Annotated in this window: 18 protein-coding genes; 8 read left to right on the top strand and 10 right to left on the bottom strand. The window is 65.4% G+C overall.

All coding sequences use genetic code 11. The annotated features are described in order from the left end of the window. Positions 1-432 precede the first annotated feature (432 nt). From dpdE to dpdD, 8 genes are read left to right on the top strand one after another with little or no spacing between them, the layout of a single operon-like run. Positions 433-3,543 (top strand): protein DpdE, encoded by a 3,111-nt coding sequence (gene dpdE / locus OIE53_RS19645; protein WP_327023000.1) that lies wholly within the window; start codon positions 433-435, stop codon positions 3,541-3,543. Continuing rightward, entirely contained in the window at positions 3,540-5,987 is a 2,448-nt protein-coding gene (gene dpdF, locus OIE53_RS19650; protein WP_327023001.1) for a protein DpdF, read from the top strand. The genes dpdE and dpdF overlap by 4 nt, the downstream gene beginning before the upstream one ends. Before the next feature lies 1 nt (position 5,988). Then, the gene (gene dpdG / locus OIE53_RS19655; RefSeq protein ID WP_327023002.1) at positions 5,989-6,945 is read left to right on the top strand and encodes a protein DpdG; all 957 of its coding nucleotides are present in this window, start codon (positions 5,989-5,991) and stop codon (positions 6,943-6,945) included. Then, positions 6,942-9,854 (top strand): ATP-binding protein, encoded by a 2,913-nt coding sequence (locus tag OIE53_RS19660; protein WP_327023003.1) that lies wholly within the window; start codon positions 6,942-6,944, stop codon positions 9,852-9,854. Before dpdG ends, OIE53_RS19660 begins: the two co-directional genes overlap by 4 nt. Then, positions 9,851-10,615, top strand: coding sequence for a hypothetical protein (locus OIE53_RS19665; protein WP_327023004.1), 765 nt, complete (start codon positions 9,851-9,853; stop codon positions 10,613-10,615). Before OIE53_RS19660 ends, OIE53_RS19665 begins: the two co-directional genes overlap by 4 nt. Before the next feature lie 26 nt (positions 10,616-10,641). Then, on the top strand, positions 10,642-15,111 hold the full coding sequence (gene dpdJ / locus OIE53_RS19670; RefSeq protein WP_327023005.1) for a protein DpdJ: 4,470 nt from the start codon (positions 10,642-10,644) through the stop codon (positions 15,109-15,111). After that, positions 15,108-15,647 (top strand): phospholipase D-like domain-containing protein DpdK, encoded by a 540-nt coding sequence (gene dpdK, locus OIE53_RS19675; protein ID WP_327023006.1) that lies wholly within the window; start codon positions 15,108-15,110, stop codon positions 15,645-15,647. The genes dpdJ and dpdK overlap by 4 nt, the downstream gene beginning before the upstream one ends. After that, a complete protein-coding gene (gene dpdD, locus OIE53_RS19680) occupies positions 15,644-17,890 on the top strand; it encodes a protein DpdD (protein ID WP_327023007.1) in 2,247 nt (748 codons plus the stop codon). Before dpdK ends, dpdD begins: the two co-directional genes overlap by 4 nt. A gap of 210 nt (positions 17,891-18,100) precedes the next feature. Here the strand turns inward: dpdD and dbpB (OIE53_RS19685) are convergent, their stop codons facing one another. The 10 genes from dbpB (OIE53_RS19685) to OIE53_RS19730 form a co-directional block, all read right to left on the bottom strand. Further along, positions 18,101-19,261 carry a DGQHR domain-containing protein DpdB gene (dbpB, locus tag OIE53_RS19685; protein ID WP_327023008.1) on the bottom strand — a complete coding sequence of 387 codons (1,161 nt, stop codon included), beginning with the start codon at positions 19,259-19,261 and terminating at the stop codon, positions 18,101-18,103. Next, positions 19,258-20,496, bottom strand: coding sequence for a tRNA-guanine transglycosylase DpdA (gene dpdA / locus OIE53_RS19690; protein WP_327023009.1), 1,239 nt, complete (start codon positions 20,494-20,496; stop codon positions 19,258-19,260). The genes dbpB (OIE53_RS19685) and dpdA overlap by 4 nt, the downstream gene beginning before the upstream one ends. Beyond that, positions 20,493-21,635, bottom strand: coding sequence for a DGQHR domain-containing protein DpdB (dbpB, locus tag OIE53_RS19695; protein ID WP_327023010.1), 1,143 nt, complete (start codon positions 21,633-21,635; stop codon positions 20,493-20,495). Before dbpB (OIE53_RS19695) ends, dpdA begins: the two co-directional genes overlap by 4 nt. Next, a complete protein-coding gene (locus OIE53_RS19700) occupies positions 21,635-22,570 on the bottom strand; it encodes a hypothetical protein (RefSeq protein WP_327023011.1) in 936 nt (311 codons plus the stop codon). Before OIE53_RS19700 ends, dbpB (OIE53_RS19695) begins: the two co-directional genes overlap by 1 nt. Positions 22,571-22,584: 14 nt before the next feature. After that, complete coding sequence (gene folE2 / locus OIE53_RS19705) at positions 22,585-23,385, bottom strand: GTP cyclohydrolase FolE2 (protein ID WP_327027289.1); 801 nt, start codon at positions 23,383-23,385, stop codon at positions 22,585-22,587. Beyond that, on the bottom strand, positions 23,385-23,741 hold the full coding sequence (queD, locus tag OIE53_RS19710; RefSeq protein WP_327023012.1) for a 6-carboxytetrahydropterin synthase QueD: 357 nt from the start codon (positions 23,739-23,741) through the stop codon (positions 23,385-23,387). The genes folE2 and queD overlap by 1 nt, the downstream gene beginning before the upstream one ends. After that, on the bottom strand, positions 23,741-24,379 hold the full coding sequence (gene queE, locus OIE53_RS19715) for a 7-carboxy-7-deazaguanine synthase (RefSeq protein WP_327023013.1): 639 nt from the start codon (positions 24,377-24,379) through the stop codon (positions 23,741-23,743). Before queE ends, queD begins: the two co-directional genes overlap by 1 nt. A 5-nt stretch (positions 24,380-24,384) precedes the next feature. Then, on the bottom strand, positions 24,385-25,089 hold the full coding sequence (gene queC / locus OIE53_RS19720; protein ID WP_327023014.1) for a 7-cyano-7-deazaguanine synthase QueC: 705 nt from the start codon (positions 25,087-25,089) through the stop codon (positions 24,385-24,387). 597 nt (positions 25,090-25,686) lie between these two features. After that, positions 25,687-26,085, bottom strand: a complete 399-nt coding sequence (locus tag OIE53_RS19725) for a DUF6308 family protein (RefSeq protein ID WP_327027290.1) — start codon at positions 26,083-26,085, stop codon at positions 25,687-25,689. Continuing rightward, a complete protein-coding gene (locus tag OIE53_RS19730) occupies positions 26,082-26,240 on the bottom strand; it encodes a hypothetical protein (protein ID WP_327027480.1) in 159 nt (52 codons plus the stop codon). The genes OIE53_RS19725 and OIE53_RS19730 overlap by 4 nt, the downstream gene beginning before the upstream one ends. Between the last annotated feature and the right edge of the window lie 248 nt (positions 26,241-26,488).

Below are 26,488 nucleotides of genomic sequence, written 5' to 3' on the forward strand. Positions count from 1 at the left end.
GCTATCGGCCGGAGATCCGCTCAGTGGGGCCTGGGTGCGCTGGCGGGATACCTCGACAACCGACGGGTCATGGGAGCTCAACCAGGGCCGGTGGCCCCTCGCTGCCCGGGTCGATGACGAGCGGTTCGCCACCCCGTCGTTCGACGGTCGTGTTCAGGTGGTCGCAGAGATCAGCGAACGGCATCGCTGCGACGATGACGACAAGGCGAAGTGAGGGTTGTCGGGCGCCGTGCTGCGCCCGGGCTTCCAGCCGGTGACGGAAAAGTGTCGCCTGCCCTTGCTAGGCTCCCTGCGCTCCGCGTAAGGCCGTGACCACCGTGATTTTTGCGCGGGCACGACGAGTCCGTCGACTGAGGCTCTGCATGATCGAGATCAGGAGGTCGGGGTGTCTCTGCTTGTTGCAGTGCCGTCCCACCAGGGCGGTAGAAGACCTTGGCTGACCGTGCCTTAGCCACCACCGACGTCTTCGTGCACAACCCGATGTTCGGCATCGGCAAGCTCCACCGGAGCGCTGGCGCGGTGAGGTTCTTCGGCGGGCCGACGACCGAGGAGATCACTGTGCCTGCCGCTGGCACGACATTCGTGCCGGTTGAGCTCGAGAGGCACCAGCGCGTATGGTGCCGTCGCGACGGTACGTGGCGCGCTGGGTTCGTCGATTCGCGCGATGTGAGCGGCGCAAGGTACATGGTGGATTTCCCGAACGGCTCTACTGAGTACGTCGACGTGAACCAGATGTACGTGCTGTGGTCACAGTCGGTCAACGATCCCGTGGAGCTGTTGAAGGCCGGCACGGTGGAAACCCGCTACTGGCATAGCCGCAGGTCGGCCTTCATGGGCGATGTCCTGCGTCAGCGTGTCGCTGCTCAGGGACTGGCGGGGATTTGGTCCTCCGGCGTCGATATCCATGCCCACCAGGTCGGGGCCGCCCGTCGCATCCTGGCCGACCCGGTGAAGCGATACCTCCTCGCCGACGAGGTTGGACTGGGAAAGACCGTTGAGGCCGGCATGGTCCTGCGCCAACTGCTAATCGACGGTGGCGGTGAGGCGCTTGTGTTGGCTCCCGACGGTCTCACTGAGCAGTGGAAGGCCGAGCTTAGGTCGAAGTTCCGGGTGGACCAGCTTCCCGGACGAGTGCTCGTCCACGCTCATTCCCAGCTTGCGGCGGTTGCGCCGACCGACCGGATGATCGTCATCGTAGATGAGGCTCATCGACTCACAGCGGCTGCCTCGGGCGGCGACGACTTGGCCTATCGGCAACTCTGCGCCGTGAGCCATGCCGCCTCCAGCTTGTTGCTGCTGTCAGCGACGCCGGTACGGTCGAATGAAGATGGGTTCCTTCGGATGCTCCATCTTCTTGATCCGTCGACCTACCCCCTCGATGGCCTCGCACAGTTCCGGCATCGGGTGGAAATCCGCGACGAACTCGGGGAGGCGCTCGCGGCGCTTGGCGATGACACCCCGCTGATGTTCCTCGCCGAGCCGATCGCAGCGTTGCGCCGACTGTTGCCGGACGAGAAATGGCTCCAGACCGAGCTCGACCTGCTGGATCAACTCGTCGCCGATCGTGTCACCGACGAGGTCCGTAGCCGCTGCCGGCGGGTACGGATGGAGCTCGCGGAGACGCACCGCATCCACCGCCGCATGATCCGTACCCGCCGGAGCGCCTCCCTCGCACGCCTGTTCCCCGTCCGTGGGCGCACGGTCGGGCCTGACTGGTTGCTCACGGATCCCGACGAACGGCGGCCCGAGGTGTTCACGTTGATCGAGGATCTTCGGAACGAACTCGCCACGCTCCCGGAGGTGGAAGCCGAGGCGGTCTTTCGCACAGTCCTGGGCCGCGCGATGGCGCCGGTGACCGCTCTGGCCGATCTCGCAGCGGCATTGCGGGAGGAACCTGGGCACGACCTTGACGATGTGGAACGGACCGCGTTGCAGGCCTTGTCGGGCACCGCCTTGGGGCGCTCCGTTGCCGCGCAGATCGAGGCAATCCTCGCGCGTCACACGGCGGCCGATCGTTTCACGGCAATGATCGAGTGGGCGTGGCTTGGCATCGGCAGCCGTCGGACAGCGGTGACGTGCTCGTTCCCGGCGACCGCCACCGCCGCAGCGGAACGCCTGGAGGCCCAGTTCGGCACCGGCCGCGTTGTGCGCCTGCTGTCCACCATGAGTGTCGCGGAAAGGTCGGCCGCCACACGCCGGTTCGTTGCGGACCCGTTCCGGGGAGTGCTCGTCCTGGATCGTAGCGGCGAGGAAGGCATCAACCTGCAGGTCGTCGACGAGGTTCTGCACTTGGACTTCCCGGTGAGCGTCGCTCGCATCGAGCAGCGCCTGGGCCGATTCGACCGGTGGGCTCAGCCGGGGCATCTGGCGAGGGCACCGGTGCGATCCGCGGCGTTCCGCGAGCAGACCGCGGTCCTGGATGCCCATCTCGGAGGATGGCGCCATGCGCTGGACGAAGGGCTGAGCCTGTTCGGCGAATCCACCGCGACCCTGCAGTATGTGGTCCCCGAGGTCGAGAGGGACTTTCTCGCCTTGGCCATGGATCAAGGGCTCGCCGAGGCCGGTGAGCGCACGGCTGCCCGGCGAGACGAGTTGGACAGGCAGCGACGCCGGATCGAAGGACAGGACCTCCTCGACGCGATCGAGGACCGCACCGAAGACACGGAGTTCGCCGAGGCCATGAGAAGGGCCGACATGGCTGACCGTGCTTTCGGGGCGTTCCGTGCCTACGCGGTTCAGATGCTTGGCTTCACCGAGGACATTGGCGACACCGCAACCCGCTTCGGTATCAGCTCCAAGCAGCCGCCGCGCCTTACCGAGTCGGATGTTACGAGCATCGGCCCTGATAACCTGCGCCGGCGCTATGCGCACCGGCGGGCGGCCGCCACGAACGGCGTCGGTCTGCTGCGCTGGGGTGAGCCCCTCGTGGATCGGTTCGCAGACTTGGCGCGGAAGGACGATCGAGGGCGAGCCTTCGCAATCGAGGTCTGCCAGCCGCACCGCGAACCGGGATCCGTGCTCGTCGTGTTCATGTTCCGGGTCGTCGTCGCGGCCGATTCCGAGCCGGTGGACCAGTTGCGTACCGTCGACACCGCAGCGGCGACGGCTGCAACTGTTCGGCTCGGGCAGATGTTCCCGCCTCTCGCCGAGACGGTGTGGTGGCGTCCCGATCATGGTGAGCCACCCGAACAGGTTTGCCGGACGCTCAACCTGATCGAGGGGGTGAACTTGGGCAGCCGGCCAGAACGCTTTGACGAACTTGTCCGTCCTCTGCGCTGGCCCGATCTGTGTGAACGAGCTACCCGCGAGGCCCTGCGCCTGGCTGCGCAACGCCCCGGCGTTCTACACCACACGGCAGCCGCGGCCTCGGCGACACGCGCCCTGCGCGCGAAGGAGGAGGCCGTAGTTCAGGCCAGACTCCGCGTCGGCGCGGACACCGCCAGCGATCCTCGCGTGCTCGAAGCAGTCGCCGCCGCGGTCGCCGCACCGCAAGTGGCGATCGACTCCTGCGGAGTTGTCTTCCTGACCGGGCCGGACGCGTGAGCACGCCAAGCATCACCCTCGACGAGCTGCGTGCTCGCGACCGGCGACTCGACCGGCGACTGGCACACTCCTTGTCACCGGCCGACCTCGCCGTGATGATCCGTACCGGATTAGTCGCGGCCGACTACGCGGCGCTGACCCTGACCGGAACACCCCTGGAGGACTGGGACCCAGCGGTCTGGGCTCGCCACGGACTCGTGCAGTGCGGGGCGACGGTGCGGCCGACGGCATGGAAGCCAACCTGGCTCGATCACTACGACACCGTCGCGCCCGACGAGGCCCCAAGCCGTCGCTCACTGCGACGATTCGACGCCGATGTGTCCGCTGATCCGTTTTATCAACAGACGATGAAGCACACCGCCGCCAAGACCGTGGGACAGCGCGACGCGGTGCGGGCAGCCGCCCTAGCCGGCTCCGGCGACACCGTTATCTGCAGCCTTCCGACCGGCTCGGGGAAGAGCGACGTCGTCCTCACGCGGGCGCTACGAAACCGTCCGCGCCAAACCGTGATTGTCGTGCCGACAGTGTCACTCGCGCTGGATCTTGAGCGCCGAGTGCGGACATTGGTGGGCGACGACCGAGCCCAGTTCGCCTATTTCGGCGCGGCCGATCAGTCCACCAAGCACGACATCCGTGCCGGGATTGCGTCAGGGTCGCAGTGGTTGACGATCGCCGCACCCGAGGCGGCCTGCACGACTCTGGCCGCGCCGCTGATCGAGGCCGCCTCGAGCGGCTCACTCGATCTCATCGTGGTGGATGAGGCCCACATCGTCGCCGAATGGGGCGACGCGTTCCGTCCGGCGTTTCAAACCTTCGCCGGCCTGCGCCAGAGACTGCTTGAGACGGCCCCGGTGGGCCGGCAACCTGCCACCGTTCTGCTCACCGGGACACTAGACACCTACGGCCTGACGACCCTGACACGGTTATTCCCCGGACAGGAACGCCTCCTCATCTGCGGCCAAGCGACCCGACCGGAACCCGCATGGTGGTCGACGCAGTGCGCCGACGAGTCCGACAAACGCAACAAGCTGGTCGAGGCATTACGCCACCTGCCGCGACCTGTCCTGGTGTACACAACGCTGCACATGTCGGAGCGGTCCACCAACACCAGAACTGCGCTGAAATGGCTGACGCACGCCGGTTTCACGGCCATTACCGAGATCGCCGGCAATCCCCAACCCAGCACCCGACAGGCCGCAGTCCACGGTCTGAGACTGGAAGGCCGACCGGACGAGGATCTGGACATCGTGGTAGCGACGTCAGCCTTCGGACTCGGCATCGACATCGACGACATTCGCAGCGTCGTGCATCTGTGTGTGCCAGAGTCCGTCGACCGGCTCTACCAAGAGGTAGGACGTTCCGGCCGCGACGGACGCGCAGCCGCATCCTTGGTCCTGTGGACCGCCGCCGACATGGCCGTGGCGACCGATATGGCCCGCGAGCGGCTCATCGGACCCGATCTCGCGTGGTTGCGATGGCAAGGCATGCGCCAGGGTCGGTGGTCAGGTGACGACCTCACCGTCGACTTGCGCGCCGACCACGCGAACGTCAAATACCCGGCGAGCGATGCCAACATCTACTGGAACGTGCAGACGCTGGCAGCCATGGACCGGGCCGGCATGATCCAGCGCCAGTGGCCGCTGCCCGCCGCGGTACCCGCCGATGCAGGCGACGACGAGGTTGAGGCGTTCTTCGACACGCAACGGACGGCGGCCGTCGTGAAGGTTCAGCACAGTGACCTCGACGATTTCGACACGTTCCGGACGCGGTTCACCGCCAGCCAGCGGGCAACCCGCGACGCCGCGAACGCCGCCCTCACCGCCGCGACCGGCCTGATCAACGGAGTCGACGAGTGCACGAACCGGTACCTCGCCCGTCACTACCGTCTCGAAGATGACCAGGGAAACCAGTTCCCCGTGTCGGTGGCGTGCGGTGGCTGCCCGCACTGCCGTCGCACGGGGAAGCCACCAACGCCGGTCCCGGCATACCCGACCCTTTGGGCAGGTCAACTGCGGACCGAGGCGATCGACGACCTGCGTCACCTTGCCACCGACGGCAGGATGAGCGTTCAGATAAACACGCCCAACGACGAGGCCGTGCAGACCCTGGTGGACCGCCTACTGCGCCGCGGCATCACCATCGTCGCCACCGCGACCCCCGAGGCCAGGCCGTGGCGAACGCGGGCCACGGGACCTTGGTGGCGCGACGACATTCACATGTGGGCTGGACAATTGGACACACCGTGGCGGGTGCCAACCTTGCTGGTCGTCGACTCGTCGGTCGACGATGCGGTGCTGATGCGGGCCTTGTCACGCTTGGCAAAGCAACCCCTTGGCGTCGTGCTGACGGCTGCGGACCGCCGTGACCCCAACAATCCGAAACAGTTCCTTCACGAGGCGTGGACGCCCAGCTATGAGATCGAAGATGTGTTGAGGAAGATCTGACATGCCGCTGCTCAATCCGCCCGACATCCTGCCTGAGGCCATGCGCTACCTCGCGCGAGCCGTCATCGCGCACCGGGGAAACCGCTGCCCTAAGGCGGAACTGCTGGCCCTGGTGGCTCCCGAAGGACTTGTCGAGACGATGAGGCCACTGGACCGTGACAAGGACGACGACCCTGACGCCGACAACACCGCGGAGAGCGGCCGGATCATCGCCGACAAATCCCTAGCGGCATTGATCTCACTTGGATTCGTTGCACAGCATGACGCCGAGGTCGCGGCGAGCGAAACGGCTTTGAGGCTGTGGCGCAGCGCCGACGCAATTACCCCGGCGTCGTTCAGTCATGCGCTCCGATCGCAGATCTGGAGCGTCGCCGCATCAGATCGGGACGGTGTCGCCGCTCAGGTGGAAGACCTCGTCCAAGCGGTGGGGGTCTTGTTCGCCGCCCGGGAACCGCTGCGTCCGTTTGAGTTTGAAACGGGACAGGGTCGCCACTTCGCCGAGGCGCAGGCCAGCGAGTTCGGTCCCCTCAAGAAGGACTGGCCGGTGACCAACTCCACCCAGTTCCTGCCGTTGTGCCGATGGGCGCCCTACCTTGGCCTCGCCCAGCCACTCAGCCCTCGGTCACTCGTCGCCGACGCCAGCCAGGCGCTTCGGCACGAACTGGCCCAACTGCCGGCCCAGCGATTCCGAGCGGCCGATTTTGTCGCGCGCTGCGCCGCCGTCCTACCGATTAGCGACGGCGGTCCCTGGTCGCGTTGGAAGAGCGATGGCGGTCAGGAGCTCTCGCCGGGCCTGTCGGTGTCGTTGCGACAGTTGGAGGCTGACGGCCATCTAACCTTTCCTCCAGTGGAGAGCGACACCGACGCCCTCACCGTGGCGTTGGGTCAAACCGCAGAGTCCATCCGGATCTCTCACATCGATTGGCATCCGCAGGGCTCAGCGAAGGAGCGGCCGTGACGGCGACGTCGATTCCCCCCTGTTGGTCCAACTCCGAGATCCAAGTCGCTGCCCAAGTCGACGCCGGCGGTCTCGAGTTCGGAGATCCCTCCGCCGACGCAGTGTTCAGCGCCGTCCACCAAACGGTTCCGCTAGCCCGGGTGGCGAAGGGAGGCGCACGCGAACCCGTCACCGAGGCGGAGGTTCTCGCAGATATGTGCCAACCGTTGGTCTCGAACGAGCCACTGATCCGGTTCATCACAGGAATCGCCGGGCGGGGGAAGAGCCACTTCGTCCGCTGGCTGCGCGTGAACACGCCGCCACGCAACGACTGGCACATCGTCTACATCGAAAAGCGGAACACGTCGCTGCGGCGCATCATCGAGCAGGTGATCGACGGCATCGACGCACCGTCGGCGGCATCTCTGCGGGCGAGCTTGGCGCGAGCCGCGTCCCGCGTGACGACCGTACCTGAGGCGATGCTCGCGCTGCTCAATCACCTGCACCGACTGGTCGAGTTCGACGACGCCCCTATCATCCAAAACCTCTCCGGTTCCGACCTCGCCGAGATCCGGGGACGCGTGGCTCGGCTCGTAGGCGACTACACGTTCAAGCAACAGCTTTCGCGGTCGGGCGGCCCAATCGAACGCATCGCGAAGCTCGCCAAGGACGGACACGAACCCGGTAGCGACGTCAACGCCGAGGATCTGCACCTCACCGAAGCTGATCTCAAGGTCGACCCCGAGGAGTTCCTCGACGCCGGCGTGGACATCCAGCGTAGGGTCCGCGATCTCGCTATGAACCGCAGCTTCCGCGCCGCGGCGGCGACAATCCTGGACTACTACCTCCCCCGAGCCACCGCTGATGTCTTCACTGGCGGCTCCACCGATCTTTTGCAGGTCTTCGAGGACGTTCGCGGTGAACTGGCTCGCCGCAACCAGCAACTGGTGCTGTTCGTCGAAGACTTGGTCCTCCTCCACGGCATCGACGCGCAACTCGCCCAAGCCTTGACAATTCCGGCGCGCCACAATCTGTGCCGGATCAGAGCTGTCATCGCCGTCACCACCGGTTACCTCGATGACCGCTATGCCACCTTCGCCGAGCGCGGTGTGCACTACACGATGGACGTCGATCTTGCCGCGGTGGACGTGGGCGACCGTCGATCGTTCGTAGGCAGGTACCTCAACGCCGGTAGAGTCGGCCGCGAGGAACTTGCGGCGGCGGCGAGCGCCGGGGCCTCGACGCCGAACAAGTGCACCGACTGCGTGTACCGCGACCGATGTCACCCGGTGTTCGGGGTGACACGGGAAGGACATGGGCTGTTTCCCTTCAACGCGGCCGCAGTCGACCACCTCGTCGCCTTGGCTAGCCCGCGAAGTTTCGATCCCAGAAACATCCTCCGCACGGTGATCCGTGAACCCCTTGCCATCGCCGAAGCCGAACTGTCGACCCCCGGACGGTTTCCTTCGGCACGGTTTGGGGCGAGCCTCGCACCCACTCGCATGTCCGTACCCGTCGAGTTGCGTGACACGATCGCCCGGCAGTCCAACAGCGCGCAAGCCGAGATCAGCCTCCGCGCCTTCTACGCGACAAACCCGCCGGTCGCCGACGACGGGCTGCTGCCCATCGCCGCGATCTTCGGCGTTGCACTGACCGAATTGGCCGCGGACAACGACAGCGACATCCAACCCACCGTGGAGCCGGCACCGAAGGGACCAGCTCCGGCGTCAGAGATCGACAAATGGGTCGCCGGTAGTCGCCTGGACAGGAACACAACTCAGAAGATCCGCCGGTGGATTCTCGACGCACTCGCTGCCCGCCTCCAAACCGGTCCCCACGGGTTGAGCGTCAAGCGATCCGCCAGCAGCATTCTGATCGGACAGGTAACTATCAGACCGGCCAACGTCGTGATCGAAAATGCCGCTGGCGGTGGTAGTACACCACCGGACGATCTCACGATCGAGTTTCGGAGTAACGACCGCGACGGCGTCCTCTTGAAGGGCATCGTTGCGGCTGTCTCCGGCGACCCTGTAGGCCCGAACGGAGGCCGCTGGTTCTTCGAAATGCAGCACCGGCTGGCCCGGCTCGAAGCCGAGGTCGTCAGGGCAGTCATGCACGACGCGAAGGCTGACGTCACAGCCGCGCTCGCCGTCCTGGGCGTACTGAGCTCGGTTGACGGCCGACGGGCTGACTCGCCGGCGAGTGCCCTAGCCACTATGATCCGGCCAAAGCGCCCCGCCGGTTTGAACCCGAAAATACTGGGGTTCCTGTCGGCGGTCGAGCCGTACCGACTCAAGGCGCTCACCGTGGTCCGGGACAGCCTCACCCAGCGCAAAGGCACGGGCGCCGCCTCAATTTTCGACGCTGGCGCCGTCCTCGCATCACTTCTACCGAGTGTTCGGGGAGTTGAGTTGGGTGCCGAACTCCGCGACTACGCGAGCGAGCGCCTGACCCTGACCGGCTTCCATGACAAGCAGGCCAAGGCAGCTCAAGACATATGGGCGCCGGTCCGCGACCTGGTCGGAAAGATCAACGGCTATGTCGCCGAGGACGAGGACCTACCGGCCACCGCAAAGATCATGGACGACTTCGTGACGCAAGCGCACCGCGCGTCCGCGCTGACCAGGCAAGACGCCAAAGAATCTTACGACCGGCTACGCCCAGACGGCGAGCGGCTCAGCATCCTCCGAGCTCTCACGCGAGCAGTCCAATCCCCACCAACGCCAGGCGCAGTCTGGGAACTAACGTCCGACCCCATCCCCATGCTCACGGAAATGCTCCAGTACTGGCACCTGTGTGATCGGTTGCTGCAATCCCTCCGCGATCCGGCGGACGGGGCCGGCGGAGCAGCGGACACCTACAACCGGGCCCGGCTACAGAACGCATTGAGGGATCTTGCGAACACGCTGGAAGGACTGGCCAAGGGATGACCGAGCCGCTCAACGACCCAGCTGAGCCGGCGCACCGCTCGCTCGCAGATCGCGCCACTCAGGCCCTGTTGGCACTGGCTGACCAAGCTGACAGGAAGAAGACCGAGGCAGAGCGAAACGCGATTTCTACAGCGTGCAACCGTGCCGAAGCCGTGACGGCACGGCTCACCACGTGCCGCGACATCGATGCCGAACTTGCCGTCCGTGGTGTCGCTCACATTCGGCCGTCGGTGCCGGCCCAGGTGGCCAGATCGATCACCAACCTTCGCAGAGTAGCGACCCAGGCGACCGCCCCCAGTCAGGACCTAACCGAAAGGCTGCGCGCCGGGGCGGTGCAGGATTCGCTCAGCTCGGCCGAAACCATCGCCAAGAATCTCGAGCAATCACTGCAAAAAGCCGGCAACGCCGAACAGAAACGCCTCCGGCCCGAAGGCCTTGATCAGCCAATCGCCGTTATGCCAGGTAGCGAGTCACTACAGGTACGCATCTCACGGATCCGGGCAGCATGGTCACGCCCATTCACCGGTCCGATCGAGCAGCTTCCGACGGCTGTCGACGGCTGGCGACAACACGCGGCAGACTGGGAAGACATCCAACACGAGCTGACCAGACGCCTGGCAAGCTTACCGCCCGAGATCAAAACGTTCATCGAGGCGGCTGCCAGCGATGCTGGCGCACCGTGGTCCCTGGTTACCGCAGCTGTACGCGAGTGGCTGGACACGGACGGACGCGGAGACGGATACGGGGTTCGCAAGTGGTAAGCGATCCCACCAAGACTCTCCTTCATGTGCTTGACACGCTAGAGGACATCGAGGCACGCCACCTGGTCTGGGGCCTGACGGAAGAGAGTTGGACGCAGGAGCAGTTAATCCAGACCATCGGCGCAGCAGCGCCTGCCTACGATCCCCGCGACATTCTCGAACAACTCTTGCAACACAACCTGGTGTTCGAACTGGACCGGCGCTGGCCCAAGGAATACCGCACACGCATGGCCGAAACCATGCGGCTAATGGCGCATCTACGCCAACTCTTCCCTGGGCGTCCGTGGCAGGCCGCCCCCGGCTTGGTCGCCGACTTCCGCTTCCGACACGAACCGCGGCGATTCCCTCGGCGCAACCTCGACACCGACGCAGTCACGGCGCGGCTGACCGGCGCCCAGCTTTCCAGCGTTCAGGTCGAAACTGCCCGCCTAATCCTCGACGGGCCGCCCGACGCAAACGGCCAGTACCGCCCTCGAAATTTGTCCGAGTTCCAACTCCAATCGACCACTGACGTTTTCGCTGCGATGGCTAAGCGCGACCGCGGCGTGATCGTTAGCGCTGGCACCGGAAGCGGTAAGACGCTCGCTTTCTACCTGCCCGCACTGACCCATCTCGCGACTCGACCAACATCCACGCATGGCGTCGGAGTCGTCGCGATCTACCCACGTAACGAACTCCTCAAAGACCAACTCGCCTCAGCGCTTGACGAGACTCGCCGCCTGCGGGAGGCAGGCGGTCGGCAAATCCGGATTGGCGCTTACTTCGGCAACAGCCCGAACGGGAATTCCAAAGGAGTACCAAAAGGGGCGCCTAACGGGGCGTGGCGTCGAGCGGCGAGCGGTTGGATCTGCCCGTTCCTTACCTGCCCTACGAGGGTTGGGGACGACCGTTGCGGCGGTGACCTGGTATGGCTGTTCTCGGACTACGGCGTCCCGCGAATGCGACGTCAGGAGCGACTGACCTGCACAACCTGCGGCGGGGTGGTCGCCGACGGCGAGCTGGCCCTGACTCGCGCCACCATGCGAAATCGCCCACCCGACCTGCTATTCACCACGACCGAGATGCTCAACCGATCGCTCAGCGACGGCTGGAGCATGCATGTCTTCGGGGTCGGACCGAAGGCTCGAGCCAAACCCGCGCTGGTCTTGCTCGACGAAGTACACACCTACGACGGTACAAATGGCGCACAAGTCGCATACCTCCTCAGGCGATGGCGCCATCTGCTCAACAGGCCGACCACCTGGGTCGGCTTGAGCGCTACGCTGGCCAACGCTGACCGCTTCTTTGAACAGCTGTGCGGCTTAGCGGACGGCGCAGTGGTGACGGTCGAACCGGACCAAGGTGACCTGGAGTTGCGCGGACGCGAGTATCAAGCGGTATTGCGGGGCGACCCGTCCCAGCAGACTGCCCTGCTGTCCACCACGATTCAAACACTCATGTTGTTGCGTCGCATCTTGGACCTGCAACCGACCCCGCTGAGCGCCTACGGCAGCCGCGTGTTCGCGTTCTGCGACAAGCTCGACCTGGTCAATCGACTCTATCGACAGATGCAATCCGCCGAAGGGCTCACCGATACCGGCAACGCGCGACGCGGCGCCGTCCCTCTAGCCGCGCTTCGCATGATGCAAACGGTGCAGGGCGCCGGGCCAGTAACCGACTGGGACCGACGTGACATGGATGGCCAACACTGGTGGATGTCCGAACTGCTCGGTTTCGGCCCTCGGAGCCTGACGATCGGCCGAACATCGTCGCAGGACACCGGCGTCCGCGCGGGCGCGGACATCGTCGTGACCACGTCCTCGCTCGAGGTCGGATTCGACGACCCCGCCGTCGGCGCGGTCCTGCAACACAAGGCCCCACGCGACGTCGCCTCATTCCTGCAACGGCGGGGACGGGCCGGTCGTACCCAAACGCAACGGCCATGGACCGTCGTAGTGCTCTCAGATTTCGGGCGCGACCGCACGGCCTACCAGGACTACGAAACGTTGCTCGCCCCCGATCTGCCAGCAAAGCGCCTGCCCATGGGCAACCAGTCTGTGCGCAAAATGCAAGCGGCCATGTGCATGATCGACTGGGCGGCCTACAAGTTGGGCGTGGCGGCCCGAGGAACCAATGACCGTAACACCCGCATCGTGTTCACTCAGCCGGATGCCACGGCTTCGGACCTTTGCGACGAGGTGGCCCAGTTGCTCACTCGGGTCATGAACGGCGGACCCGACCGTCAAGATCTGATGACCTTCGTCGGGGCCTCACTGCAGTTGAGCCGGGATGAACTCGAAGCGGTGTGCTGGGAGCAACCCCGGTCACTATTACTCGACGCGGTACCCACTGCTCGGCGCCGGCTCGTGAGCCACTGGGCCGCATACGTGGACGGCGAATCAGTTGCTGGGCGCGAAGAGTGGGTGAACGATTCACCCCTCCCGGAGTTCATCCCCAAAGCGCTGTTCAGCGACCTGTGTCTGCCTGAAGTAGCGATCAGCGCGCCGCCCGGCTACGACCAGGCGGCCAACGAGTCGATCGCCGTCCAGATGGCCCTGAATGAACTAGCGCCTGGCAAAGTGACCATGCGGTGGGCCGTTGAGCGAGGCCGCGGGCTCTGGATCAACCCAGCGGACGACGGAGCACCAGTCGCTCTGGAAGAGGGACTCGCCCACGAGGGTCTCGTCATCGGCGAGGTGGCCGGCGATAGCGGACCAATTCCACTGGTGCGCCCTCTGATCACCGCACCACAAGTCCCGCCACCTGAGGTGCAGCCATCGTCGATTGGCCGACTGAACTGGCACGTGCGCTGGCGACGACCGAACGACGGCCTCACGCTCGTCCGCCCACGGTCCGGCCCACTTGTCGGCAACGTCGTCTCCGTACAGGCATATCTCCACACCGCCCGCGGCGCTCTTCAGTCCTGGCGGTACGCGACGCACACATCGGCCAACGTGGCACGGCGAGGCGGAGGCCGCCAGCAACTGAACAACAGCTTCACGTGGCACGGTCAACCGGCAGCCGTCGGCTACGACGCTACCGTCGACGCCCAGATCGTCACCGTGACCGTCCCACAGACACTGTCGGCGTTCGAACTTCATCGCCCGCAGCAACGGCTCCGGCAACTCCGACGAGACTTCTTCGTCGACCAACTCCGCGAGCGGCTACACGCCCTCGCAGTCGATCGCTTCCTTGCCCGAAACCTCGCTGAGTCGATCGTCGCCGCTGGTGCCGCAGCCGTACGCGACAACACCGACCCGGCCCACTTATCAGCGTTGCCGTCCACACGTTGGCGACAACTAGTCGCCGACCTAATTCGCGACGGCGTCATCGGGCTAGACGAGGACTCCGACGACGCTGATTCAACGGATCATGGCCTAGGCCCACGCCAGCAACAACTCCTCGACGCGTTGACCGATGGGCCAATCGCGCAGGCCATCGCCGAAACCGTCGGCCTCCTGACAGCGGAACCGGGCGACGATTGGTTGCCCTGGTTGCGAATTCGCTTCGTGCAGACCATGGCCGCCGCCTGGCAAGCCGCCGCCCAGGAACTCTGCCCTGACTTCGATGCCGACCTCGACACCGTCATCGACGTCGACCCGATTGGTGACGGCCCCACCGCCACCTTTGTGCTCAGCGACGCCATGATCGGGGGTGGCGGCATGATCGAAACCCTCAGTTCTCGCATCAGCGACGACCCGCGGCGGTTCGACTACCTCGTGCTCGCAGCCCTCCAGCCATCTGATCTAGAGGACGTCGACCGGTCACTGCGCCATACGCTGACATTGCTCACCACGGAACCCGAGATCGCTGACGCCGCGCAGAGATTTCGGGCTGCCGCACATCAACGGCTCCACGCTTGGCAGGACCTGGTCGCAGCCCTCACGAACCACGGCGTGAGCCCAGCCCACGTCACCGTCACCACCTTGGCTAGCCGCGTATTCCGAGCGAACTCCGGGCCAGAGTCTGACTCTCTCATCAGAGAATGCCTCAAGGCATGGAAGGACATCGAGGTCCGCGCAGGCTTCGCAATCGATCATCGCAGCATCTGCATGGCCCTTGCGGCCGACCCCAACATCGTGGCTACGCTCATCAAAGCGATTCCTGAGGGCGCGGGCGAAAGTGAGAAGTGGGCGCAGTCCGTACTGCAAGGACTGCTGTGGCCAACCGCCGAGGCCCGCCGCGCGCAATCACTCGTAGCATCGAACCGCTTCGTCACCGAAGCCCCGCTGACTGAACGGACCTTCGTGCTTGATGCACTGCCCGACCCGATCGACGAGGTCGACGTCGACGATGCCGACTGGGTTTGCCAACTCACCGAACACATCGCGGCATCAGGACGCTGCCAACTGGTTTCCGGCAGCGACGACCGCACCCGCCTCAAGCACGCCGTCCAGCACCTGGTCACCAATCCGGTCGACCTGGGCTGGCTGCACGTGCACCCGCACGTGGAAGCCGCTTTACGCCGCGACGGCACGTTGGCCGTGGACGTGTCACTGGAAGAGGCACCGCAATGAGCACCCGTCACATCCATCGCCTCGCGGCTCGTCCGCACCGGCTCATCAGCGAAGCCCTCCAGGGACTGCTGGTCAGTGAACTCTTAGCACCGGGACGCCGGCTGTTGATCGCCTCACCGTGGATCACGGACGTGCCGTTGCTGGACAACCGAGGCGGCCGTTTCAACGTCTTGGACAACATGTGGGGCGCCCGAGTCATCCGACTGTCGGCGATCCTGCGGACCCTTCTCGCCCAGCAGACCAGCGTCTACCTCCATTGCGGCCCAGGCCCAGCCGAGGCGGCATTCGTGAAACGCCTTAGCGACATGGCGCGACGGGACGGCACCGAAGCTCAGTTCCATCCGCGGCGATCGGTGCACGTACCGGGCACCGTGCTCGACCACGAGAAGGCGATCGGTGGCGACGACTGGATCATCCACGGATCCATGAACCTGACATACCGCGGAGTCGAGATGAATGGCGAACTAGTGACCGTTTCAACGGACCCCGTGCACGTCGCAACCGTCACCACTGAACTGATGAGCCTGTTCGCATGAGCGAGCCCATCACCGCGCTGACCGTGCTACAACGGTGGCCATCGTTTCGCGACTCGTTCTTCGGACCGCCCAATTCCCTCCGCCCTGGCAGCGGAATAGCCGCGCTTGACGAGGTCGTGGCGACCGCCGACGTCCTCATCGCCGAGGACCCTCCGAAGCCGGTGGTGCTACCTGCCCGCATCGACGGAAGCACCCACTACTTCGCCCTAGCGTTCACCTCGGATCAGTCCCGAACCCTCCGAGAACTGCTGCAGTCGCACGTCGGGCGAACCTGGACCGACTTCGACGGCCGAAGCCTGGCTAGCAGCAACGGCATTGACCCACTGGAGCGGGCAGCCGTTGCCTTCACAGGCGACAGACGTTACGTCTATCGCTTCCGCGTCGGCAACCAAGCAGCAGCCCGCAACTGGGTGCGCGAATCGGTGCAGACGCTGCTGGCATCGTTAAGGTCAGCACCGCAGCGGCAGGCGCGCATTTCCCTGCCCATCGGACGCCTCATCGGCGATCTGACCGATGCCTGTGCCGCGCGTGCGGAACACGCCGCTCAAGCCGCCTATGAGGTCCTAGCCGCAGACCATCGGCTGTCGCAAGCAAACCGACTCTTCTTGCAAATTCAGCTGCTCGCCGCGTTCGACAGATGGGACGAGCTTGAGCAGCACCCCGAACTGGACACGCTGCTGCGGCTTCCCCGCCCGATCCTGGCTTCCGACGCACTCGCACGTCTCGCAACGTCCAAGTTGACGGACCCACCGGATCTCGCGACGTTCGCCCCGATCGCCACGCGCTTCAACGGTCTCATCGACTCGGTGTCCGCGATCCGGTCGGTTGCCGGCGCACGCTATTACACGTTGTGGGCGCTCGCCGCCGCCGAGTCGCCCGATCAACTGCGGGAACGGCTCGCCGAGGCCGGCTGGACCAGCGATCCTGGCATCGCCGCCCTACTCCACACCGCAACGAGTAACCCCGGCCCTGCAGTGGAAGAGACCACTGAAACGGTCCACGACCTGCGGAAAAGCGCCAAGCAGGCCATTGAGGCGGGACGCTTCGACGCCGCGATCGACCTGCTGACCCTTCTTCCGACCGACCGCGCCGATCTCCCGGCCGTCGTGGAGGCGACCACCCACACCTTCACCGCGAAGGCCATTACGCTCCTCGAACGGCACCGAGCCGAGCACGGCGAGGACGCCATCCGCGGTGCGCTCGGCTCCTGGCGACCGGAGCGCCCGCTCGAGTCTGCCCCGCTTCCCGACAGGCTGGCCCGTCTGTTCTCGGATTCAACTAGCCCGCAACAGTTGGAGTACCTGCGAGCGTCCATCGAACGCACTGGCGTCGCCGAACTGCGGGCACCGGGGGGCACCGACGCCGTGTGCAGGGCGATCCTGCAGGCAATGGATGGTGTTTGGCCCGAACGGCTATCCCCAGGGATCGATGTCTGCGTCGATCTGGTCCGCGACCTCAAGAGCAGTGACGCCCCGATCGACGACGTTCGTAGCCTCAGCCATCGGGTCCTCGAACTCTGGGCCTATCACGACAGCAGCGGCGACCGGCATCGCGCCGGCCGAATCGTGCATCTCGTCGGTGATCTGGTCGAACTGGGCCTCAGCGTGCAGGCATACGAGGAGGTCGTCGAACTCGTCCGGGCCGGTTGGGACCCGTTTCTCACCAACGCCGATCTACCGACCGGCCTGGATCTGCTCGAACAACTCCTCGCTCACCGCCCCGAGGCCGCCGGCAACCTCAACACCTTCGCCGTACCGATGCTGTCGCGCATTGGCCCGCACAATGCCGCCCGGGTACCGTCGGCTGCGCTCGCCGTGGCGGTTGATCTGGGCCCGTCTTTCGACCTGGCCCTCGACGTCCCAGCACCGTCGCCAGCAGTCCAGGAGCAGGAACCGTCCGTACGTCCTGGCACCCGGGTTGCCCTGTACTCGCTGCAGGAACAGGCCCTCGACCGTACCGCACGGATTCTCCGCGAACGCCACCCGGGCCTTGACGTGGTCATCTGCGCCGATCACGTGGCGACCGAGGCGCTGCGTGCTGCAGCTCGTTCGGCGGATGTGTTCATCGTGATGGACCGCGCCGCGGCCCATGCCGCGACCAACGCGCTCAAGGCGGAGCGAGGTGGGAGGCCCATCCGGTACGCGGCGGGCAAGGGTTCGACGTCCATGATCGAAGCTGCCGAATCGTGGTTCCGGGACCAGTACGGAGCCAGCGGCGGTTCGTCCGCCGCCGACTCCGTGTGACCGACCTGTTGGCGTATCGCTGTGTCAATGACTGCGACGTGGGGACGGCACAGCGCGGAGGCCATGCCATGCCGACGCCCCTTCCCCCACGCATCGGGGAACACCCAGGCAATTTTCTCGCAGAAGGCGCGCAGGCACATGGATCACGTTGCGGCTTGTTGCTTCGGCCGGGGCCACGAAGGGCCTCGAACGAGCTTCATGCAGCCGTGGCTATCGTCCTCGCGCAACCTGGTTGGATCGATAGCGGTTCTGCAAGAAGTCCGCGACACGCTGAATGTCTCGTGGAGTGTTCTGGATGTCGTTCCACTTGCGCACGACGCCATCGCTAAAGACCCATTCGCCCTCGGTCCAGCGGCAGTCGTCAGCGATTACCTTGAGGTCGGCGGCGAACTCGTCCGACTCAATGATGCCGTTGCCGTCGTCGCGGACGTGGCTGATCGCGTCCATGAGGTACCCCATGCTGATGATCCCCGCACCGTGCATCAGACGTGACCTGCGAGGAGGCTTGTTCCACGCATCAGGAAAGACCTGCTTGACCGCAGCCCAAAAGTTGCACAGCAGGGTGAACATCTCGCCGGTGTAGGGCAGCGCTTCGTCGTTGCGGAATCGATAAAGGGCTCCGTCGGAAAGGCTGTTCTCTAGCATCCGCAATACCGAGTTGTCTTTGATGTGGCCGCCTGGGTTGGTGGGCATCTGGATCATCCGGTAGAGCGGGGACCGCAGCTCATCGAAGTTGAGCTTTTCGAGTAAAGTGGCAGGCAGTTGGCGGACCCGCAACGGGGTGGGCAGGGCACCGGAGGCGCCTGGCAGCAACTCGTGGATGAGGCCCTTGGGGAGTGCTTTGGTGGAGTTGACCAGGATGAACTGGGAGCGCTGGTCGGCGGTGTCGTTGGCGATAAAGGCGCTAATGCTCACTGGGAACGCGTCGATGTTGGCGTCGCGGATGGCGGCGCAGCGCTGTTGGCCGTCGACGATGAACCCTGGCCGGTTGTGTTCCGGTCCGTCGATGAGCGGGATTACCAGAGTTCCCGTCTCCACGTAGCTGGGGCCAGCGCCGGTGGTGGGGGTTGGTTCGAAGCGCACGCGTTCGTCGAAGGCGATGACGATGGCGTTGGGCAACAGCGGGCTGTCGTCGGTTTCGATGTACCGGCGAATAGCCGCCACGTGGGCGAGAACTTCGGGTCGCTGGTAGCCGTGCAGTTCGGTCGTCTCGTCGCGTCGAATGCGCGAGACGGTGGCGATCTGCGGGACGAGTTTGCCGTCCATCGCGAAGGTGTAGAGGCTGCGTCCGCGACCCTGCTGGATCTTCAGCGCGGGCAGCCGGAGTTCGGGAGGGGTGCCTGCGGGGAGGTCACGTCGGGTCGTGGTCACGCGCGAGTCCTTTCTCGTTGTGGGCGCAGTCGCTGTTCGAACACGTAGAGGTTGTGAAAGCCGCGCCGTTTGTTGCGTTCGGTGCCTCTGAAGATCACGACTTCGATGCCGATCGCCTTGCACAGGTCACAGGGGCAGTCTCGCCAGGGCCGGTCTGTCAGGGTCGCACGATACTGCGCGCTGCGGTCGGACTTGCCGTCCCACACGGCGCTGTAGTCGACAAGTGCTTGGACGACCGGGTCGACGTCGATTTCGTCGGCGTCGTACTGGCGGAGCCGGGTCAATGCGGTGCGTTCCAGGGCGAGTGCCTGGGCTTGGCTGATCTCGCCGGAGCGGATGCGGGCCTTGAGCTTGGGGTTACCGTCGACTTGGGGTACGCGCAAGGCGACGTAGGTGCCGGTGGGTGTGTAGTAGTTGTCGCGGTCGTCCTTGAATGCTTGACGGAACGGTGAGGTGCTGTCGAAGCTGGTGACGCCATGGGTGGCGAAGGTGGGGACGTCGTCGCAGCGGCTGATGCCCAGCAGGTGCAGTTGCGTGGTGGGCTCACGGACCTGGTCGATCGCGGCGAGGCAGGCGAGGATCTCCTGGGTCTTGAGGGGGACCATGCCCCCGAGTGCGATGCGTTGGTAGCCGATGCGTTGTAGTGCGACGACGGCGTCGGCGTAGGACTGCGGGCTCCAGCCTTGGGCCACGCCGAGGGGGGTGAAGCAAACTCGGCGGGCCTTGCAGCGCTGCCAGAATTCCGCAGCCAGAGCAAGGGTGATCTCCTGGCGACGTACCCACTCGGCGGCGCGCTCGTCGTTGCGGGCTGTCTTGGGCTCGTATTGGAAGATGACGTGGTCTACGGCGATGCCGTAGTGGAATCCGCAGCCGTCATAGAAGTCGATGACTTCGTCGACACTGTAGGGCGGGTACTCCTCAGCGACGTAGGAGAACGCTCCACAGTCGCCCATGATCTTCAGTGGTGTGTGGCCGCGGTCGAGGCGGAAGAAGCGTCGGGCGCCCTCGCGGTAAAGGCGGTGGCGTTGCGCGGCTGTGTACTTGCCGGTTCCTCCGCCGGCCTTGCCGTCGACGATGGCCTTGGAGACCAGCAGCCCGTCGAAGGGGGCTTGGGTGAGTACCTCGTGGGCGTACAGGTCGTCGCGTTGCCGGACGCGGAACGGGTCGCGTTCTTCGGTGACGAAGTCGAAGCCCGGGTCGACTTGGTCCTGGCTGTCAGGGAAGAAGAACCTCACGACAGCTCTGCCCGGGTGTTGTGGTAGAGGCGGATGAGGTAGTTGGACAGTTCCTGGATGTGCCGGTGCATGTTTTCAATCTCGTTCCAGCGCAGGCCTAGGTCGTCCCAGACGCCAGCGGTCCAATGACAGTGCGGTGCGATGAGGGCAAGGTGTTGGCGGATGGTCTCCGGTGCGTTGGAGTTGCGGGGGTCGACGGCGCCTAGGATGCGGTCCATCAGCCGGCCCATCGCGCGGATCCCGGCGCCGTGCATGAGGCGGCTCTTGGTAGCCGGCAGTCCCCAGGCGTCGGGGAAGGTGTCGCGCACCGCAGCCCAGTAGACGTACAAGGCCTGCAGGATCGCTTCGAAGTCGGTCTCGTTGCGGCTGACGTCGCGGTACGGAAAGAGGCAGCCTGACGATGAGGTTAGGCTCTCATTGAGCATGTTCACCACCACGGTGTCGGTGATCACCGCGTGGGGTGTCTGTTCCCGGCTTGTGGAGGCCCGTTTGATCAGCCCGTACATGGGCGAGTTCGGATCGGTGTTGAGGACGTCACACAGCGCGGCGGGCGCCTTGCGGATCGCCAGACGAGGGGGCAGTGGGCTGTCGACCTCGGGCAGCAGTTCGGTGACGAGCCCGCGCGGCAAGGGTCGGGTGTTGTTGACCCGCAGAAACTGGTCGCGCTGGAGGGTGACACTGTCGGCGACGAAGGCAGTGACGGGGACCGGAAAGCCGCGGCGTTGGGCCCGCGTCAGGGCGAGGGCCCGCTGCTGGCCGTCAACTATCCAAGCTGGCTTCGGCTTGCCCTTTGCCGGTAGTGGAATGGTCAGCTTGCCGGCAGTGGCCAGCCCGTCGCCGGCGCCGGGGCCGCGGCTGGACTCGAACTTCGCGCGAGAGGACAGCGCGAGGATAATCGGGTTCGGGAACAGCGCGCCGTCGGTGTTGAGATAGTCGATGATTTCCTCGACGTGCCGGCGTACCTCGGGGCGCTGGTAGCCGATGAGGTTGCCGGCCTCGTCGCGACTCACTCGAGAGATGTCGGCGATTTGCAGGACCTCGTCGGCGCGCAACGCGAACATGAAGAAGGGGTAGGTGCTGCTCTGGTCGATCCGCAGCGCCCGGCGGACAAGGTTCCTGATGGAGGGGGCGGCGGGCATCAGCGCCTCACCTGGGCCGCGACGTCGGCGAACAGGGTGCGGAATCGGGACTGTTCGCAGGACTGCCCGGACTGACGTAATTGGCGCAGCAGGCTGGTCGCGGTGGTGGGCCCGTTGGCCAGGCGGTGCCGGATAAGGTCGCGCAGTGCGTCGTCGCTGAGCTTCTGCCCGATGGGTCGCCGGCTGGGGTCAGGCGGCGCGGTGGTGGTGGCTTGTTCGGCGAGTTTGCGTAGGTTGGCGTGAGACAGGTCGTCGGCTGCTGCGGTGAGCAGGTGGGCGGCGGCGCGAACATTGAGCGCTTGCAGGCTGCCGCCGACCAGCGGCCGAAGTGCGGCGGTAACCGGCACGATGAGGTCGTCGATGTCCGGGCACCGCCCGGGCGGGCCGATGATGGCCAACTGTTCGCGGTCGGCCAGGCAGTCTGCGGCTTGGCGTAGGTCGTCGGCGCAGGCGCGCTGGTACGCCTCGGACAGCACGGCGATGACGACCGCGTGAGGATTCTGGCGAGCCAGCGTTGTGAAGGAGCGGGGGGCATGGGTGTCAGGGCCGCTCCATCGGTTGAGTCTGCTCCACCAGTCGCGCATGGCGGCCGACGAGGAGCCGGCCGAGTCGGCCTCCCCCGCGGTGAAGGTGGCTGCGTAGGGCGCGACCGGTGTGTCGGCTGCGATCAGCCCGTAGCCAGCGGAGCACACCCACAGTTTCGTAGTCTGCGGCAGCGTGGCGGGAAGGCTGCGGGCAACCTGCCAGTGTTCGCCGGCGTACAGGTCCAAGGCGGCAACTCGGTCAGCATCGAAGGTGGACAGCCGGGAGGCCCAGGTGGCGAAACGTTGCCCTGGCCGCTGTTCGTGCAGGCTGCCGAGCCGCAGGTGATCGGGCACAACGCGGGTCTTGCGGTTGGCGCAGGTGACCACGAGGTGCACGGGACGGTCGGCCATGCTGGATCTCGACCTCACGCGTCGCCGCCAGTCGTGGAGTCGGTCCACTCGAGCCGCGCGTAGGCGGCATGGTTGTGGATGCTTTCGTCGTTGACCACGCGCACCCGGAATCGGTTCACACGAGGGTCATCGCGCAACGCCAGGGCAACGTGGCGGGTCATGTCTTCGACGAAGACCGGATTGTCGTAGCCGGCCATGGTGACGTGACGCTCGTCCGGCCGTTTGAGCAGCGCGTAGACCGGTGAGGATGCCGAAGCCTCGGCGACATCGATTAGGTCGTCGAACCATAGTTCTCCCGGGCCGACCGGGTGGACTTCGATGGTGACGTAGCCGCGTTGGTTGTGCGCCCCTCGATCACTGATGGCCTTGCTGCAGGGACACACGCTCGTTACGGGCACGCGGGCCTGCAATGTCAGGACCGGATTGGCTGTGCTCACGCTGGCCGTCAACGCGCACTGGTACTCGCTGAAGGACCGCGCGCCGGTGACCGGGGCCTGCCGCTCCAAGAAGTAAGTGAAGGTGAGACGGACGCGGGCGCTGCTGCTGCCCATGCGCATACGGAGGTCTTCCACCAGGCGCAGCGCACTGTCCGACGCGACCTCGTCTCGCCAGGTGTGCAGCACTTCCACGAATCGGCTCAGGTGGGCGCCTTTGACCTCGGCGTCGAGGGTGACCGACATGTCGACGGTGGCGACGGTTTCGCGTTTAGCCCCCTGGCCATCAGCGATTAGCAGCGGGTAGCGCAGCCCTTCGATGCCGACCTCATCGAGGGAAACCCCCCGCTGGTCGGGCAGCGCCTGCACGTCGGGAAGCATCACCGCTCTCCTCGATAGATGCAGCCGGAGGTGCACGTCTCCCGGACCATGACAGTCGACAGGGGAAGTTGATCGATTAGCCGGTCCCAGATCCAGCGGGCCAGCACTTCGCTGGTCGGATTCTCCAGGCCGGGCACCTCGTTGAGGTAGTAGTGGTCAAGTTGGTCGAGGAGCGGTTGGAACGCCTTCTTGAGCTCGCCGAAGTCCATGACCCAGCCCGCTTCGGGGTCGACGTCGCCGTGGACCTGGACCTGAACCCGGTAGGAATGGCCGTGTAGGCGGGCGCACTTGTGCCCGACTGGCACGTTCGGCAGCCGGTGCGCGGCTTCGAAGGTGAACTCCCGGAAAATCTCCATCAGGCAATTCCTATGTACTTGTGTGTCTGCAGACTCAACTGCCACTGCGGATGGTCAAGGCAATACCGCACGGCAGCATCGGTGTTGGCCGCCCTATCAGGGCCATCCATGGGCTGCAGCAGGAAGTGCTCGAAGGCGAGGTCTTCGAACAGTTGCGGCTCAGCGCCGACCTGCGGGTAGACGAGCTTGAGGTCATGGCCGCGGGTAAGCACGAGGTCCGCGCCCGCCTTGGGGCTGACGCAGATCCAGTCAATCCCGGCCGGCGCTGGCCGAGTGCCGTTTGTCTCGACCGCGACCGTGAAGCCCTCGCCGTGGAGAGCTTGCACAGCGGCCTCGTCCAGTTGCAGCAGCGGCTCGCCGCCGGTGCAGACGACGTAGGGGCGGCTACGAGGATGGGACTTCCCCTGCCAGGTCTTGGCCACAGCCGCGGCCAGATCAGCCGCAGACCGAAAACGACCCCCACCTGGGCCGTCCGTGCCAACGAAATCGGTGTCGCAGAACCGGCAGATAGCGCGATGCCGGTCCGACTCACGCCCGGTCCACAGGTTGCAACTGGTGAACCGGCAGAACACCGCGGGCCGGCCCGCATGGGTTCCCTCACCCTGCAACGTGTAAAAGATCTCCTTAACGCGGTACATCGACCTCACCCAGCCGTCGGCGCCAGAGCGGGATCTGTGCGGCCGAGTTCCGCGAAGCCGCGACCACGCAACAGGCAGGAGTCGCAGGTACCGCATGCCCGCCCGTCGGCCGGGTCATAGCAACTGTGTGTCCAGGAGTAATCCACGCCCAACTCCAGACCTCGGCGAATCGTCTCGGCCTTGGTCAGCTGGATCAGCGGCGTGTGGATACGCAGCCGCTGGCGACCCTCCACGCCGGCCTTGGTGGCAAGGTTGGCCATCTGCTCGTAGGCGGCGATGTACTCCGGGCGGCAGTCGGGATAGCCGCTGTAGTCGAGTGCGCTGACCCCGATGAACACATCCGAGGCATCCAGGGTCTCTGCCCATGCCAGCGCGAAGGACAGGAAGATCGTGTTCCGGGCGGGCACGTACGTGATCGGAATGTCGCTACCGAGGTCGTCGGCGCTATCGTGGTGCGGCACAGCGAGAGCGTCGTCGGTCAGCGCCGAGCCACCGAAGACGCGCAAATCGATGTCAGCGACGAGGTGCTTGACTGCTCCGAGGTTCGCGGCTACACGGCTCGCGGCTTCGAGCTCCACCGTGTGCCGCTGGCCATAGCGGAAGCTCAGCGCATACGCTTCGTACCCCTCGTGCACCGCCATCGCCAGCACCGTGGCCGAGTCGAGCCCTCCGCTAAGTAGCACCACAGCCCTGCGCTTCGCCGCAGACATATGCCGACCTCCGCCTCTCCACTCGGGTCCGAGAAACTGCAAGGTCGTGCGCCGATGATCGGCTGCAGTTTCGGCGGTCAGCCTACCGAACTACTGGGAACGATGGCAGGCGCCGTAGGCGATATTAGCCCTACGATGACACAGCAGTACGCGTCGACTACGCAGCGCAACCTGACATCCCGCATGATGACTGTCGCTATTTTCGTAGGGTGCTCACTCGATAACTGCGGCACTCGGCTAGCCAGGGCGGCGCACTTTCCTGCACGATGAAGCGCTGAACTTGCCGAGAAACTCGACGCCACCAGGCGGATTACTATAGTACATCTGTGCGATCTTGCGGATCCGAAGAGTTGTCGCCGGATGGACGCAGTCAGGAACCACGATGGAGCCCCGCCACACCTCTGCACAAGCATTGTCATTCTGGTGTGGATCACGCCTCCATGACGACATGCAATCGGCCAACTCGGTCGTCAGTCCAGAGCGACGCTGCCGGACGCGGGGCAGGAACCGGTCCACCGATGAAATCCGCGATGATGCATCCACAACACGACGTCCACGACCCGCAGCAGGCTGACGGTGGACGAAATCTCGGCGCGGTCATCGGAGCAGAGCCAGTTCGGCGCGCAGGACGCCGCGGTCCGCCGCGAGCCGCCGGTGCAGTCGCAGCCACACCATCTTGGGATTGCCGTACAGGCACCTGACGACCCTGCTGTAGACGGGAATGAGGTGAGGGCACTTGCGGGCCATGACCTTGCCGGCGATCACGAAGTCGATGCCCTTCTGCTCGTCCAGCAGGTGCCATGCCCGGTCGGCGGCGTGCCCGTCGGCCACCAGGTCCTCCGCGCGATCGGTGCCCAACTCGACGTCCGTAGGAATCTGGGCGAGTAGGCCGCTGATCTGTCTGCCGAGGTCTCCGTCGAGCAGGCCGATGGCGGCCTCGGCCGGCACGGTCACCGACAGCAGCTGCACCGCGACGAGGTCGTCGGCGGTAATCAGGTTGCGGGTGGTGGGGCGGTCACCGCGACCGGCGAGGCCTCGAACTTGCGACCGCTGTACGGGTGGGGACGGGTGTCGTCGAAGTAGGCGCGCAGGTTGTCGAACGCGTCCTTGGTGCAAATGAGGTCGAGCAGGTCTGCCGCCCTGCGCAGCATGGTATTGCTCTCTGGGCAACAACTGTCGGCGCCCGGCTTCAGCCTGGCCCGGCCGATCTTCTCTGCTCGGGTCTCGTCTTCCACTCGATGCGGTGGGGGAACGGCAACCGCGGTCGTAGATTGGGGTGCTCGCGGCGGTCCTACACGCCCGGCCAGCATGTTGGGATAGCCAACTCGGTCGTCTGGGGGCAGGAGCCGGTCAGCGGCGCGCGGTCGGATTCCCCGGTATTCGAGCCGAGGCGTGGCTC

It is taken from the genome of Micromonospora sp. NBC_01739, assembly GCF_035920385.1.
Classification (GTDB): Bacteria; Actinomycetota; Actinomycetes; order Mycobacteriales; family Micromonosporaceae; genus Micromonospora.

Excerpts from the sequence above, each read along its gene's own strand:
- dpdG (WP_327023002.1), top strand. The coding sequence starts at position 5,989 with ATGCCGCTGCTCAATCCGCCCGACATCCTGCCTGAGGCCATGCGCTAC.
- OIE53_RS19665 (WP_327023004.1), top strand. The coding sequence starts at position 9,851 with ATGACCGAGCCGCTCAACGACCCAGCTGAGCCGGCGCACCGCTCGCTC.
- dpdK (WP_327023006.1), top strand. The coding sequence starts at position 15,108 with ATGAGCACCCGTCACATCCATCGCCTCGCGGCTCGTCCGCACCGGCTC.
- dpdD (WP_327023007.1), top strand. The coding sequence starts at position 15,644 with ATGAGCGAGCCCATCACCGCGCTGACCGTGCTACAACGGTGGCCATCG.
- dbpB (WP_327023010.1), bottom strand. The coding sequence starts at position 21,635 with ATGCCCGCCGCCCCCTCCATCAGGAACCTTGTCCGCCGGGCGCTGCGG.
- OIE53_RS19700 (WP_327023011.1), bottom strand. The coding sequence starts at position 22,570 with ATGGCCGACCGTCCCGTGCACCTCGTGGTCACCTGCGCCAACCGCAAG.
- folE2 (WP_327027289.1), bottom strand. The coding sequence starts at position 23,385 with ATGCTTCCCGACGTGCAGGCGCTGCCCGACCAGCGGGGGGTTTCCCTC.
- queD (WP_327023012.1), bottom strand. The coding sequence starts at position 23,741 with ATGGAGATTTTCCGGGAGTTCACCTTCGAAGCCGCGCACCGGCTGCCG.
- queE (WP_327023013.1), bottom strand. The coding sequence starts at position 24,379 with ATGTACCGCGTTAAGGAGATCTTTTACACGTTGCAGGGTGAGGGAACC.
- queC (WP_327023014.1), bottom strand. The coding sequence starts at position 25,089 with ATGTCTGCGGCGAAGCGCAGGGCTGTGGTGCTACTTAGCGGAGGGCTC.
- OIE53_RS19730 (WP_327027480.1), bottom strand. The coding sequence starts at position 26,240 with ATGCTGCGCAGGGCGGCAGACCTGCTCGACCTCATTTGCACCAAGGAC.